General features: G+C 60.6%; 13 protein-coding genes. 7 read left to right on the forward strand and 6 right to left on the reverse strand.

All coding sequences use genetic code 11. The annotated features are described in order from the left end of the window. Positions 1–53: 53 nt before the first annotated feature. Positions 54–1,004 (reverse strand): choline sulfate utilization transcriptional regulator, encoded by a 951-nt coding sequence (locus ACSQ87_RS00455; protein WP_436273141.1) that lies wholly within the window; start codon positions 1,002–1,004, stop codon positions 54–56. A 114-nt stretch (positions 1,005–1,118) separates the two neighbouring features. Between ACSQ87_RS00455 and betC the strand changes: the two genes are divergently transcribed. The 3 genes from betC (at position 1,119) to ACSQ87_RS00470 (ending at position 5,401) form a co-directional block, all read left to right on the forward strand. Beyond that, positions 1,119–2,633, forward strand: coding sequence for a choline-sulfatase (gene betC, locus ACSQ87_RS00460; RefSeq protein ID WP_436273142.1), 1,515 nt, complete (start codon positions 1,119–1,121; stop codon positions 2,631–2,633). Positions 2,634–2,649: 16 nt separating this feature from the next. Then, on the forward strand, positions 2,650–3,570 hold the full coding sequence (gene choX, locus ACSQ87_RS00465; RefSeq protein ID WP_150657788.1) for a choline ABC transporter substrate-binding protein: 921 nt from the start codon (positions 2,650–2,652) through the stop codon (positions 3,568–3,570). Between the two features lie 262 nt (positions 3,571–3,832). Beyond that, entirely contained in the window at positions 3,833–5,401 is a 1,569-nt protein-coding gene (locus ACSQ87_RS00470; RefSeq protein WP_436273143.1) for a SulP family inorganic anion transporter, read from the forward strand. A gap of 43 nt (positions 5,402–5,444) precedes the next feature. On the opposite strand, the gene aroE is transcribed toward ACSQ87_RS00470, so the two are convergent. Together aroE and hemF are read right to left on the reverse strand one after the other, a co-directional pair. Next, entirely contained in the window at positions 5,445–6,266 is an 822-nt protein-coding gene (gene aroE, locus ACSQ87_RS00475) for a shikimate dehydrogenase (RefSeq protein WP_436273144.1), read from the reverse strand. 13 nt (positions 6,267–6,279) lie between these two features. Then, positions 6,280–7,194 (reverse strand): oxygen-dependent coproporphyrinogen oxidase, encoded by a 915-nt coding sequence (hemF, locus tag ACSQ87_RS00480; protein WP_436273145.1) that lies wholly within the window; start codon positions 7,192–7,194, stop codon positions 6,280–6,282. Positions 7,195–7,372: 178 nt separating this feature from the next. On the opposite strand from hemF, the gene ACSQ87_RS00485 reads away from it, so the two are divergent. Further along, the gene (locus ACSQ87_RS00485; protein WP_111448163.1) at positions 7,373–8,350 is read left to right on the forward strand and encodes an NADPH:quinone reductase; all 978 of its coding nucleotides are present in this window, start codon (positions 7,373–7,375) and stop codon (positions 8,348–8,350) included. Between the two features lie 120 nt (positions 8,351–8,470). Here the strand turns inward: ACSQ87_RS00485 and ACSQ87_RS00490 are convergent, their stop codons facing one another. From ACSQ87_RS00490 to ACSQ87_RS00500, 3 genes are all read right to left on the reverse strand, one after another. Continuing rightward, the gene (locus tag ACSQ87_RS00490; protein WP_008155669.1) at positions 8,471–9,028 is read right to left on the reverse strand and encodes an L-threonylcarbamoyladenylate synthase; all 558 of its coding nucleotides are present in this window, start codon (positions 9,026–9,028) and stop codon (positions 8,471–8,473) included. 54 nt (positions 9,029–9,082) lie between these two features. Next, the gene (gene dprA / locus ACSQ87_RS00495) at positions 9,083–10,183 is read right to left on the reverse strand and encodes a DNA-processing protein DprA (RefSeq protein WP_436273146.1); all 1,101 of its coding nucleotides are present in this window, start codon (positions 10,181–10,183) and stop codon (positions 9,083–9,085) included. A 79-nt stretch (positions 10,184–10,262) separates the two neighbouring features. After that, a complete protein-coding gene (locus ACSQ87_RS00500) occupies positions 10,263–11,288 on the reverse strand; it encodes a LysM peptidoglycan-binding domain-containing protein (protein ID WP_223431364.1) in 1,026 nt (341 codons plus the stop codon). Positions 11,289–11,460: 172 nt separating this feature from the next. On the opposite strand from ACSQ87_RS00500, the gene def reads away from it, so the two are divergent. From def to rsmB, 3 genes are read left to right on the forward strand one after another with little or no spacing between them, the layout of a single operon-like run. Next, positions 11,461–11,967 (forward strand): peptide deformylase, encoded by a 507-nt coding sequence (gene def, locus ACSQ87_RS00505; RefSeq protein WP_008155676.1) that lies wholly within the window; start codon positions 11,461–11,463, stop codon positions 11,965–11,967. A gap of 57 nt (positions 11,968–12,024) precedes the next feature. Next, on the forward strand, positions 12,025–12,984 hold the full coding sequence (gene fmt, locus ACSQ87_RS00510; protein WP_436273147.1) for a methionyl-tRNA formyltransferase: 960 nt from the start codon (positions 12,025–12,027) through the stop codon (positions 12,982–12,984). Beyond that, a complete protein-coding gene (gene rsmB, locus ACSQ87_RS00515) occupies positions 12,981–14,291 on the forward strand; it encodes a 16S rRNA (cytosine(967)-C(5))-methyltransferase RsmB (protein WP_436273148.1) in 1,311 nt (436 codons plus the stop codon). Before fmt ends, rsmB begins: the two co-directional genes overlap by 4 nt. Positions 14,292–14,295: the final 4 nt, after the last annotated feature.

Genomic DNA, 14,295 nt, shown 5'->3' on the forward strand with positions numbered 1-14,295 from the left:
TACCGATACGCGGAGCCCTGTAGGAGCTGCCGCAGGCTGCGATCTTTTCGCTTCTAAACGGCAATCGACGGCAACGGTAAGCCATTCAACGATTGCGCACTGCTGGCCTGCTCAGCCATCAACCAGTCCACAAACTGTTGAATCAGCACACCACGCCGTTTCCGCTGGGGCAGGACCACGTAATAGCCGAGCCTGGAAATCACCGTTTCCGCGATCGGTCGACACAACAAACCTTGCGCCAGCAAGTTATCCACAAGGTGCCGCCAACCAATCGCCACGCCCTGGCCGCCAATCGCCGCTTGAATCAACAGCGTGTAATTGTCGAAGCGCAATTGCCCAGGCGCGGGTGCCGAAGCGATCCCCAACTCCCGAAACACGCCGCTCCAGTCGAACCAGTTGCTGCTGTTTTCGCCTCGAAGGTGCAGCAGCGGAAACTCGAGCAATGACTGGGAGGGCAAGGGCAGGGGACGATCCTTCAATAGCAACGGGCTGCACACCGGAAAGACTTCTTCGCTGAACAGCCAATGACTTTCGCCCTGTTTGAATCGGCCATCACCAAACAACACCGCCACATCAATATCGGTGCGCAGCATATTGAGGCTGCGTTCGCTGGTGACCAGGCTGACGTCCACTTGAGGATTGGCGGCATGAAAGCGGTGCAGGCGCGGCATCAGCCAGTATGCGGCGAAGGCGAAGTCGGTGGCGACCTGCAACACTTCATGTTGGTGCTGTGCGCTGATCGCGCTCAATCCTGCGTCGATGTTCTGCAATCCGAGCTGAACCTGCTCAAACAGGATCGTCCCGGCCTCAGTCAATTCGATGCCGCGATAGATCCGGTCGAACAGCCGCGTCCCGAGTTGTTCCTCCAACCGCTTGATCTGCTGGCTGATGGCCGGTTGCGTGGTGCCGAGCTCCACCGCAGCAGCCGTGAAGCTGCGCTGACGGGCCGCTGCTTCGAAGGCGCGAAGCAAATCCAGAGACAAATCACCAAGGGCGTCATACATAAGCTGTGCTTATCCTAGTCATTGCCGCGCATGGGCTTTACCACAAATTGCTTGGGCTACATGCTCGATCGCAGCACTCTCGCATAAATATTCACTATGGAATGCCGCGATCACATGAAGCGCAAGAATATTCTTTTCATCATGGCCGATCAGATGGCCGCGCCAATGTTGCCGTTCTACGGCCCTTCGCCCATCAAACTGCCCAATCTCAGCCGCCTCGCCGCCGAAGGCGTGGTGTTCGACGCCGCGTATTGCAACAGCCCACTGTGCGCGCCGTCGCGCTTTACCCTGGTCAGCGGTCAGTTGCCGAGCAAGATCGGCGCCTACGACAATGCGGCCGATTTCCCTGCCGATGTACCGACTTATGCCCACTACCTGCGTCGACTCGGCTACCGCACCGCGCTGTCGGGCAAGATGCATTTCTGCGGCCCGGATCAGCTGCACGGCTATGAAGAACGCTTGACCAGCGACATCTACCCGGCCGATTACGGCTGGTCTGTGAACTGGGACGAGCCAGACGTGCGTCCAACCTGGTTTCACAACATGTCTTCGGTACTGCAAGCCGGCCCATGTGTACGCACCAATCAGCTGGATTTCGACGAAGAGGTGGTGTTCAAGGCCCAACAGTATTTGTTCGATCACATCCGGGAAGATGGCGATCAGCCGTTCTGCCTCACCGTTTCGATGACTCACCCACACGACCCGTACACCATTCCCAAGGCTTTCTGGGATATGTATGACGACGCAGATATCCCGTTGCCTGAAACCCCGGCGCAGACCGAACTTGATCCGCACTCCCAGCGTTTGCTCAAAGTTTACGACCTGTGGGACAAACCGTTGCCTGTGGATAAGATTCGCGATGCGCGCCGGGCATACTTCGGTGCGTGCAGCTATATCGATAGCAACGTCGGCAAACTCCTGCAAACACTCGAGGAAACCGGTCTGATCGATGACACCATCATCGTGTTCTCCGGCGACCACGGCGACATGCTCGGCGAGCGTGGGCTCTGGTACAAAATGCATTGGTACGAAATGGCCGCCCGCGTGCCGCTGTTGATCAGTGCGCCGGGGCAATTCGGGGCTGGCCGGGTCAGCGCGGCGGTCTCCACCGCCGATCTGTTGCCGACCTTCGTCGAACTGGCCGGCGGGTCACTGGAGCCTGGGCTGCCGCTGGATGGCCGCTCGCTGGTCTCGCACCTGCAAGGGCAGGGCGGTCATGACGAGGTCTTCGGCGAATACATGGCCGAAGGCACCATCAGCCCGCTGATGATGATTCGCCGCGGCGCCTACAAATTCATCTACAGCGAAGACGACCCTTGCCTGCTCTTCGATGTACACAACGACCCGCGCGAACAGGAAGAACTCAGCCAATCGCCGCAACATCGGTCGCTTTTCGAAGAATTTCTCGCCGAAGCCCGGGCCAAATGGGATATCCCGGCGATCCATCAACAAGTGCTCGCCAGCCAGCGACGCCGACGTTTTGTCGCCGAGGCGTTAACCATCGGCAAGCTGAAGAGCTGGGATCACCAGCCACTGGTGGACGCCAGTCAGCAGTACATGCGCAACCACATCGACCTCGACGATCTGGAGCGTAAAGCACGTTATCCACAACCCTGCCAAAACCAATAATGTTAAGGGGAATGCCATGCGTAGGTTATCCACAGCAATGACGGTCGGGCTTCTGGCTCTGGGCAGTGCATCGGCGTATGCCGATCAGAGTTGCGAGACGGTGAAAATGGCCGACCCTGGCTGGAGCGACATCGCCGCGACCAACGCCATCACCGGGTTTCTGCTGGACGGCATGGGCTACAAGGCCAAAGTCGACACGCTTGCAGTGCCGATCACCTTTGGCGGCTTGAAAGATGGCCAGGTCGACGTGTTTCTCGGTAACTGGATGCCGGCGCAGCAGGGTTTCTACGACAAGTTCGTGGCCACCGGCGATGTCACGCAACTGGCGAAGAACCTCGATGGCACCGAATTCACCCTCGCGGTCCCGGATTATGTCTGGGACGCGGGTGTGCATAACTTTTCCGACCTGAACAAGTACGCCGACAAGTTCGACAAGAAGATCTATGGCATCGGCTCCGGCGCTCCCGCCAACATCTCCTTGCAGGAAATCATCAAGAAGAACGACTTCGACATGGGCCAGTGGAAACTGGTCGAGTCCAGCGAGCAGGCCATGCTGGCCGAAGTGTCCCGCGCGGTGAAAAAACAGAAGTTCGTGACCTTCCTCGGCTGGACCCCGCACCCGATGAACGTGCAACTGAAAATGCATTACCTCAAGGGCGGCGAGAAGTACTTCGGCGACACCGGCAGCGTCCATACCCTGACCCGCAAAGGTTATGCACAGGCCTGCCCGAACGTTGGCAAACTGCTCACCAACCTGAGTTTCACCCAGGACATGGAGAACAGCATCATGGCCGAGGTGGTGAACAAGAAGGTCAGCAATGCTGATGCGGCCAAGGCGTGGATCAAGGCTAATCCGGCGGTACTGGATAAGTGGCTGGATGGGGTGAAGACAGTGGATGGGAAGGATGCGTTGGGGGCGGTGAAAGCGAAGCTTTGATCGGGTGATGCTGGATTCTGTTTCTGGCTCAGGATCGACCCCTCACCCCAGCCCTCTCCCCACGGGGGAGAGGGGAAAGGGGGCCGATCTCCACGCTTTTCAAATCCTGCGTTCACCTCGATATTTCAGGTCAATGTAGCTTGAGAAAACAACTCGGTCAGTCCCCTCGCCTCTCTGGGGAGAGGGTTAGGGTGAGGGGTGGATTCATCTGACACCCCTCACACCCTGCTACCCTTGCGCAAACCCCCACCCGAGAGGACCCATGGCCTTTCCAAGCCGCCATTCACTCTTCCCCTTCCTCAGCTGGTTGCCTCGGCAAACCCGCGCCAGCGTCGGTCGCGACCTGATCGTCGGCCTCAGCGGTGCGATTCTCGCGTTGCCGCAATCCATTGCCTACGCGCTGATCGCCGGTCTCCCACCTGAATACGGTCTGTACGCTGCGATTATCCCGGTGCTGATCGCGTGTCTCTGGGGTTCTTCGTGGCACTTGATCTGCGGTCCTACGGCGGCGATTTCTATTGTCTTGTATGCCAGCGTCAGTCCTCTGGCCGTTCCTGCGTCAGAGGACTACGTCACCCTGATCCTGTTGCTGACGCTGCTTGCCGGCCTTTTCCAGTGGCTGCTCGGTTTGCTGCGCTTCGGCGCCTTGGTGAATTTCGTCTCGCACTCGGTGGTGCTGGGTTTCACCCTCGGCGCGGCGGTGGTGATTGCCATCGGCCAACTGCCGAATCTGTTGGGGCTGGACTTGCCCAACCAGGCAACAGCGCTGAACAGCTTGATGATGCTGTTCAGTCATCTTGGCGAAGTGGATAAACCGTCGCTAATGCTGGGCCTGGCGACGGTCGTCGTGGGCGTGATCCTGAAATTGCTCCTGCCGCGCTGGCCGACGCTATTGATCACCCTGGTACTGAGCGGATTGCTGGTCTGGCTCTGGCCATCGATGTTCGGTCATGTGAAGTTGGTCAGCGCATTTGTCGGGCGGTTGCCACCTTTCAGCCCGCTGCCGCTGGATCTGGACCTGATTCTGCGCTTGCTACCCAGCGCGGTGGCGGTGGGCATGCTCGGGCTGGTCACCAGTCTGTCGATTGCCCGATCCTTGTCGGCCCGCTCCCAGCAGTTGCTCGACGCCAATCAGGAAGTCCGCGCCCAGGGTTTATCGAACATGGTGGGTGCGTTTTTTTCCGGATCACTGTCAGCCGGTTCCTTCACCCGCTCGGGCCTGAGCTACGAAGCGGGTGCCTGCTCGCCGATGGCCGGCGTTTTTTCGGCGGTGTGGGTGGCGCTGTTCGCCATCTTCGGCGCGAATTTGATCGCGCACATTCCGATCCCGGCCATGGCCGGCAGTATTTTGTTGATCGCCTGGGGGCTGGTGGATCATCGCGGCATTCGCGCGTTGTTGCGGGTCAGCCGCGCCGAGTTCCTGGTCATGGCGCTGACCTGTGTCGCCACGCTGCTGCTGGAATTGCAGACCGCGATCTACGCCGGGGTGCTGGCCTCGCTATTCTTCTACCTCAAACGCACCTCGCAACCGCGAGTCCAGCATTGGCGGGATGGGGATGAAGACATTCTGCGGGTTGGCGGTTCGATCTTTTTCGGCGCCAGCCATTACCTGCAAGTACGCCTGCAACGGATGCACGGCGCGCGCGTGGTGATCGAGGCGCAACAGATCAACTTCATCGACTATTCAGGCGTGGAGATGCTGCACCAGGAAGCGCGACGGCTATTGCGCCAGGATCGCAGCCTGACCCTGCGGCGCGCGCGGCCGCAGGTGGTGGAAGAATTGAGGAAGCTGGAAGGGGCGGAGAAATGCCCGATCCGGTTTGAGGACTGATCCGAAATCGGTGTCGCGGCCATTCGACTTGCTCGCGAAGCTTTTAAAGGGCCAACTGGCGGCGGAGTTCGGCCAGCACCGGCGCCGTGTCCGGGCGTACGCCGCGCCACAGGAAGAAGGCTTCTGCCGCTTGTTCAGCGAGCATCCCCAAACCATCCATCGACACCGCCGCGCCATGTTCACTGGCCCAACGGCAGAACGAGGTCGGCTCCTTGCTGTACATCATGTCGTAGCACACCGTTTTGCCCGGCTCGATCAAACTGCTGGCAATCGGCGGAACATCCCCTGACAGGCTGGCGGACGTCGCGTTGATGATCAGGTCCACCGACTCCTTCAACCAATCAAAACCACTGGCCGACACCGGCCCCAGGTCCGCGAATAATTCCGCCAACAGTTCGGCTTTTTCCACCGTGCGGTTGGCGATGATCACCGAGGCGGGTTGCTCGGCCAGCAATGGCTCCAACGCACCACGCACCGCGCCGCCGGCACCGAGCAGCAGGATGCGTTTGCCCCTGAGGCTGAAACCGGCGTTGACCGTCAGGTCCCGCACCAGTCCGGCGCCATCGGTGTTGTCGCCCAGCAGGCTGCCATCAGCGAGTTTGCTCAGGGTGTTCACCGCACCGGCGCGCTGCGCCCGCGCCGTCAGACTGTTCGCCAGACGATAGGCCTCTTCCTTGAACGGCACCGTCACATTCGCCCCGCGACCCTCGAGGAAAAACGTCCGGGCGCAGGTGGAAAAATCGTCGAGGGGCGCCAGCAACGTGCTGTAGTCCAGTTTTTGAGCCGTCTGCTCAGCGAACAGACGGTGGATCAGCGGCGACTTGCTGTGGCCAATCGGGTTACCGAATACGACGTAACGGTCCATCAGAATTCCTCGTTCAGGCCTTGGCCAACCAATCGCGGTCTTGCAGGAAGTACTCGGTCAGCCGTGCTTCTTCGCTGCCCGGCTCAGCTTTCCAGTCGTAGCCCCAGCGTACTTGCGGCGGCAGGGACATCAGGATCGACTCGGTACGCCCGCCCGATTGCAGACCGAACAGCGTGCCGCGGTCGTAGACCAGGTTGAATTCAACGTAGCGCCCACGGCGGAATTCCTGGAATTCACGCTGTTTGGTGGTAAACGCATCATTTTTGCGGCGCTGCACGATCGGCAGGTAGGCGTCGATGAACGCGTCACCGATGGCGCGCATGAAAGCGAAGCTGGTGTCGAAGTCCCACTCGTTCAAGTCATCGAAGAACAGGCCGCCGATGCCGCGCGGCTCGTGACGATGCTTGATGTGGAAATAGCTGTCGCACCAGGCTTTGTAGCGCGAGTACACATCCGGACCGAACGGCGCGCAGGCCTGTTCGGCGACTCGGTGCCAATGCACGCAGTCTTCTTCATTGCCGTAATAAGGGGTCAGGTCGAAGCCACCGCCGAACCACCAGACCGGTTCTTCGCCTTCTTTTTCAGCGATGAAAAAGCGCACGTTGGCGTGGGACGTCGGCACATACGGGTTGTGGGGGTGAATGACCAGCGACACGCCAAGCGCTTCGAAGCCACGGCCAGCCAGTTCTGGCCGATGGGCGCTGGCCGAGGGTGGGAGGCCGCTGCCGAAGACGTGGGAAAAGTTGACGCCGCCCTTTTCGATGACCGCGCCGTTTTCGATCACCCGGGTGCGGCCGCCACCGCCGGCAGTCCGGGTCCAGGCGTCTTCGACGAACTGCGTGCCGCCGTCTTCAGCTTCGAGGGCCGCGCAAATGCGGTCTTGCAGGTCGAGCAGGTAGGCTTTTACGGCCTCGGTGCGGGTCGTCATGTCATCACCTTGAATCGGGCAAAGCTACGCGGCGCTCGATGGAAGCGGGGCCGGCGCAAATGGGCGCGTAGCATAACATCGCAGATGGACCTGCCGCAGTTGACGAAGATCAAGCTTGGGAGTTCGATAGGGAGCTTCGCGCTACAACTCCAGTAGCCAAGACCTAAGGAGAGTTCTGATGGCCAAGCGTATCCAGTTCCGCGCCCATGGCGGCCCCGAAGTGCTCGAGTATGTCGATTACCAACCCGCCGAGCCTGGCCCGCAGCAGGTTCGCGTGACCAACAAGGCCATCGGCCTGAATTTCATCGACACCTATTACCGCAGTGGTCTCTATGCGCCGCCAGCCCTGCCATCGGGCCTGGGCTCGGAAGGCGCGGGTGTGGTCGAGGCGGTGGGCAGTGAAGTCACCCGGTTCAAGGTCGGTGATCGCGTGGCGTACGGCAGCGGTCCATTGGGCGCCTACAGCGACGTTCACGTGTTGCCGGAGGCCAACCTGGTGCATCTGCCGGACGCGATCAGCTTCGAACAGGCCGCGGGCGTAATGCTCAAGGGCCTGACCGTGCAGTACCTGCTGCGTCAGACCTATGAACTCAAGGGTGGCGAAACCATCCTGTTTCACGCTGCCGCGGGTGGCGTCGGCTCCCTGGCCTGCCAATGGGCCAAGGCCTTGGGCGTGAAGTTGATCGGCACGGTCAGCTCACCAGAGAAAGCCGCACTGGCCAAGGCCAACGGCGCTTGGGCGACCATCGACTACAGCCATGAAAACGTCGCACAGCGCGTACTGGAATTGACTGACGGGAAAAAAGTCCCGGTGGTGTACGACGGCGTCGGCAAGGACACCTGGCTGACTTCGCTAGATAGCGCGGCGCCTCGCGGTCTGGTGGTGAGCTTCGGCAATGCGTCCGGTGCGGTAGACGGGGTGAATCTGGGGATTCTGTCGGCGAAGGGTTCGCTGTACGTGACCCGCCCTACGCTCGCGACCTACGCCAACAATGCCGAGAACCTGCAGCGTATGGCGGATGAGCTGTTTGAGATGATCATCAGCGGCAAGTTGAAGGTGGACATCAGCCAGAAATATCCATTGGCCGAAGCGGCGAAGGCGCAGACCGAGTTGTCGGCGCGGCGTACGACGGGTTCGACTGTTTTGTTGCCTTGAAGACGCCTTCGCGAGCAAGCCCGCTCCCACATTTAACCTCATTCCGCTGAGGAAACCCGGTCAACTGTGGGAGCGGCGGTGCGACGATTCGACTTGCTCGCGAATAGCCGCACCTCGGTCTTAATCCGGGCGGATGACGTTGCCCGTCGCCAGATCGCGAATCACGCTCGGATTCTTGCGCCCACCCAGATTCCCACCCAACACGTAATCCACCTGCCCACGGAAATACTGCTCGACGCGAATCCGCGTCCGCGCCGCCGGTTGGCCCTGCGGGTTGGCCGACGTTGAAACCAACGGCCCGACCACCGCGCACAAATCCCGCACCAACGGGTGATCGCTGACCCGCAGCGCCACCGTTTCATGCACGCCGGTAATCCACTGCGGCAACATATTCTGATGCGGCACCAGCCAGGTGTTCGGCCCTGGCCAGGTGCTGGCCATGCGATCCATCCACAATTCAGGAAAGTCTTCGAAGAGGAAGTCGAACTGGCGAATGTTGTCGGCCACCAGAATCAACCCTTTTTCCACCGACCGACCCTTGATCGCCAGCAGACGATAGACCGCCTCTTCGTCCCACGGGTCGCAACCCAGGCCCCAGACCGCTTCGGTTGGGTAGGCAATCACCGCGCCTGCGCGAATGGCTCGTGCGGCTTGTTGCACACGCCAACTGTTGACCATGAAAAACTCTCCGGAATAAGGCTCTGCGCAGTTTACCGATCTTCCTTGTAAAACCTAGCTCACCCGCGCAAACCAGCGCCCGCTTTCGCAGACCGCCCGGCCATCCATTTCCAGCTCCGTCAGCGCTGCCAGCACTTTTGGCAAGGCCCAGCCGCTGGTGACGGACAACGCTTCACTGGTGTGGGGCGCGGCATGCAGCAGCATGAGCAACGGATGTGTCACTGCTGGTGTCGCTGTGGATAACGACAACCGTTGCCAGCCACGCAAGGCTTCGAGGATATGCTCGATGGTTTCTACCAGCACCGCGCCGTCGCGGATCAACTGATGACAACCCTTTGCGCCCGGGTGGTGGATCGAACCTGGAATCGCATACACCTCGCGGCCCTGTTCCGCCGCCAGCCTCGCGGTGATCAGCGAACCGCTGGCGATACTTGCCTCGACCACCAGCACGCCGAGGGATAAACCGCTGATGATTCGATTGCGCCGGGGGAAGTTGCTGGCGCTGGGACCAGCGTCCAGCGGGAACTCCGAAAGCACCGCGCTGCCCGAAGCGATCATGGCGTCCGCCAGCCGTCGATTGCGCTGTGGATAAAACTTTTCAAGTCCCGTGCCAAGTACACCGACCGTTCGCCCGCCCACGTCCAAAGCGGCTTGATGCGCGGCGGCATCAATGCCCAAGGCCAAACCGCTGGTAATGACAAAACCGGCACCGGCCAGACTGCGGGAAAAAGCAGCGGCGGTGTCCATGCCCGGCCGCGAAGCGCGACGGCTGCCGACCATCGCCAGCTGCGGTTTTTCCAGAATTCCCGGATCGCCCGCCACGAATAACAGCGGCGGCGCATCACTGATTTCCGCCAACAGTGCCGGATAGTCAGGTTGGTCCCACATCAGTAAATGCTGGCCCGGACGCTCTAACCAGGCCAATGCATGGCTCGCGCCATCACGGATTTCACTGGAGCGCCTGGCCTCTGCGCAAGCGAGGGGCAAACCCAACGAACGCCAGGCACTGGCCGGCGCGCTGATAGCCTTGGACGCCGAGCCGAAGGCCTCAAGCAATTTCTTGAATCGCGCAGGACCGAGCTCCGGCAGGCGATGCAAACGTAAACGAGCTTCCAGTTCCGCAGGGGAAACCGGTGCAAAAGCAGACAGCGACATGGATCATCCTTGATCGTTATGAGCCCCGTTCAAACGGGAATAAGCTGTGGATAACTCTGTTGGTAACTTGTGGATCCAGTTAAGGATTTCGCACCTTGTCCAGCACCGCCAGGGAGCGTGATGCATAGAGCACCAGCCCGTAGCTGAGCTTGTCGTAGGTGCGGAAAACCATCAGCAAACCGGCACGCTCATCCGGGATTTTCAGTGGCTGACCGGTGATCCGGTCACGCACGGTCTCGCCGGTTTTCATCACCACCAACACGTTGCCTTCGGCCAGGCCATCGCGCTGGCCCTTGTTCAGCGTGACCACATCCAGCGCGCCAATCTGGGTAACCCCGCGCGGCACGTCGATGATCAACCCGTTGATCTCGGTTTTTGGCGCACTGGGCATGAAGGTCGAGTTGATCGAGCGCTCCTCACCGCTGAACAAGCGGTCGCCGAGGCGGACTTCCTGAGTGGTGCGTTGCAGCGCCAGGGTGGCGACGTCGCCTTCGGTGGCCACAATCTCGCCACCGCCGATATCGTCGGCATTGATCCCCAAAAATTCTTTACTGACAGGATCGGTGTAGACCTTGCCCTGACGGAAGATGCCGTAAACCGGTTGAGCCGGGTCGAAGTGACCGCGAGCGAAGATTCGGTCACCGGTGCCACTGAGCACGCGTTCGGCATCGCCGGCGACGATATAAGGCGCCTTGTCGAAGTCCTCGACCTTGTCGATGATGCGGTTGCTCAGCAGAAAGCTGTTGATCGATTGCAGCGGAATGCTCGGGATAGCATCGGCAACCGCGCTGCTGCGGATGCGTGGCGAAAGCTTGATGGTGCCCCTGGAAGCGCCGCGATTGAGGGTCAGGCGTGGCTGCCCGTTGACGTAGACCAGCGACAGCGAGTCGCCGGGGTAAATCAGATTGGGGTTTTCGATCTGTGGATTGGCCTGCCAGAGTTCCGGCCATTTCCATGGTTCACGAAGGTATTTCCCCGATATGTCCCAAAGCGTGTCACCCGATACCACGGTGTATTGCTGTGGAAAACCTTCCTTGAGTTGCACTTGCCCGTGCGCCAAACCGGCCGAGGCCAGAAGGAGCAAGGCGAGTAGTGATTTCCTCATGCGGTGAATCCCTTTATTATGTGCATTCGCGTAGAACGCCAGAGCCCTCGTGGCTCGCTCCCGACTCTTTACCAAAAAGAGCAGGAAGCTACGTTTTACAACGGTAGCCTGCATCTTCGGACCCGCCAGGCCATCGACCCGACATTACCTCACATGTGCAGCAATTGAGCTTATGGCCATTTTAGACATCCTCGAATTCCCCGACTCGCGCCTGCGCACTATCGCCAAACCTGTGGCCGTAGTGGACGACGAAGTGCGTCAGTTGGTCGATGACATGTTTGAAACAATGTATGAAGCGCCAGGCATCGGCCTCGCCGCGACCCAGGTCAACGTGCACAAACGTATCGTCGTGATGGACCTCTCCGAAGACCGCAGCGAACCACGGGTGTTCATCAACCCCGAGTTCGAAACCCTGACCGACGAGATGGAGCAATATCAGGAAGGCTGCCTCTCGGTGCCGGGCTTCTACGAAAACGTCGATCGCCCACAGAAGGTTAAAGTCAAGGCTCTGGACCGCGACGGCCAGCCTTACGAACTGATCGCCGAAGGCTTGCTCGCGGTGTGCATCCAGCATGAATGCGACCACCTGAATGGCAAATTGTTCGTTGACTACCTGTCCAATCTCAAACGCGACCGAATCAAGAAGAAACTGGAAAAGCTCCATCGCCAGAACGCTTGATGCCCTCCTTTCAAAGGCTTGCTGCGGCAAGCCTTTTTCTTTTGCGAGACCTTTTGAATGACTGAGCCACTGCGCATCGTCTTTGCCGGCACCCCGGAATTCGCCGCCGAACACCTCAAGGCCCTGCTCGACAGCCCTTACGAGATCGTCGCGGTCTACACCCAACCGGACCGTCCGGCGGGTCGCGGGCAAAAACTGATGCCAAGCCCAGTCAAGCAGTTGGCTCTGGAAAACAACATTCCTGTGCTACAACCGCCAACCCTGCGCAACGAAGACGCTCAGGCTGAACTGGCCGCGCTCAAGCCGGACTTGCTGGTGGTGGTCGCCTACGGCCTGATCCTGCCGCAAGTGGTGCTGGATATTCCGCGTTTGGGTTGCATCAACAGCCACGCCTCCTTGCTGCCACGCTGGCGCGGAGCGGCGCCGATCCAGCGCGCCGTTGAAGCGGGCGACAACGAGAGCGGCGTGACCGTGATGCGCATGGAACTGGGCCTCGACACCGGGCCGATGCTGCTGAAAGTCACCACCCCGATCACCGGTGAAGACACCGGCGGCAGCCTCCACGACCGTCTGGCGGAAATGGGCCCGCCAGCGGTGATTCAGGCGATCGCCGGCCTCGCCGCCGGCACGCTGGAAGGCGAAGTGCAGGACGACAGCCTCGCCACTTATGCTCACAAATTGAACAAAGATGAAGCGCGCATCGACTGGAGCCGCCCGGCGGTTGAGCTGGAACGTCTGGTCCGCGCCTTCAATCCATGGCCGATCTGCCACAGCACGCTAAATGGCGAAGCGCTGAAAGTGCTGGCTGCGAGCCTCGCCGAAGGGCAGGGCGCACCGGGGGAAATCCTCAGCGCCAGCAAGGACGGTTTGATCGTCGCCTGCGGTGAAGAAGCCCTGTGTCTGACTCGTCTGCAATTGCCCGGCGGCAAGGCGCTGAACTTCAGCGACTTGTTCAACAGCCGTCGTGAGAAATTCGCCGTCGGTACCGCTCTCGGTCAAGCGGCGGACGCTCAATGAATCCACGTCTGGCCGCCGCCAAGGCACTCGCCGCTGTTCTTAACGGAAAAGCCTCACTCAACAGTTCCCTGCCGACACAAATGGACAAGGTTGAAGACCGTGATCGCGGCTTCACCCAAGACCTGGCGTTCGGCACCGCTCGCTGGCAGCCGCGTTTGTCGGCACTGGCGGCCAAGTTGCTGCAGAAGCCGTTCAAGGCAGCCGACGCCGATGTCGAAGCGCTGCTGCTGGTTGGTCTCTATCAACTGCTCTACACCCGGGTTCCGGCCCACGCCGCCATCGGTGAAACCGTGGGTTGCGCCGACAAGCTGAAAAAACCCTGGGCCAAGGCCTTGCTCAACGCCGTGCTGCGCCGCGCCCAGCGTGAAAGCGAAGCGCTGCTGGCCGAGCTGGAACACGATCCGGTGGTGCGCACTGCCCACCCGCGCTGGCTGCAAAAATCCCTCAAGGCGTTTTGGCCTGAGCAGTGGGAAGCCATTTGCGCAGCGAACAACGCGCATCCGCCGATGATCCTGCGGGTCAACCGTCGTCATCACAGCCGCGATGCTTACCTCGGGTTGCTGACTGACGCCGGCATCGCCGCCACGCCGTGTGTTTACAGTCAGGACGGCATCATTCTCGACGCCGCTGCCGACGTGCGCAGCTTGCCGGGTTTCGCCGAAGGCTGGATCAGCGTGCAGGACGAAGCCGCGCAACTGGCCGCCGATCTGCTCGACCTGGCACCGGGCCAACGGGTGCTGGACGCCTGCTGTGCACCGGGAGGAAAGACCTGCCACATCCTTGAAGCCGAGCCGGCACTCGCCGGTGTGGTGGCGGTGGACCTGGAAGCCAAGCGTCTGGTGCGGGTACGGGAAAACCTCGCCCGCCTGGGCCTGAGCGCCGAACTGATCGCCGCCGACGGCCGCGACACCGCGACCTGGTGGGATGGCAAGCCGTTCCAGCGCATTCTGCTGGACGCGCCATGCTCGGCCACCGGTGTGATTCGTCGTCACCCGGACATCAAGCTGACTCGCCAACCCGATGACATCGCCGCACTCGCGGTTCTCCAGGGTGAACTGCTCGATGCCATGTGGATAACTTTGGAGGTCGGCGGCATCCTGCTTTACGCCACCTGCTCCACGCTGCCGACCGAGAACACCGAAGTCATCGAAGCCTTCCTCGCTCGCACGCCGGGCGCCCGTGAACTGGACCTCGCCACTCAAGCCGGCATCAAGCAACCTCACGGTCGCCAATTGCTGGCCCAGGAAGGCGGCCACGACGGGTTCTACTACGCCAAGCTGATCAAGATCGCCGTAGCGCGCGGTTAATGGG

Source organism: Pseudomonas sp. LjRoot277 (assembly GCF_964253845.1).
In the GTDB taxonomy this organism is placed as follows: domain Bacteria; phylum Pseudomonadota; class Gammaproteobacteria; order Pseudomonadales; family Pseudomonadaceae; genus Aquipseudomonas.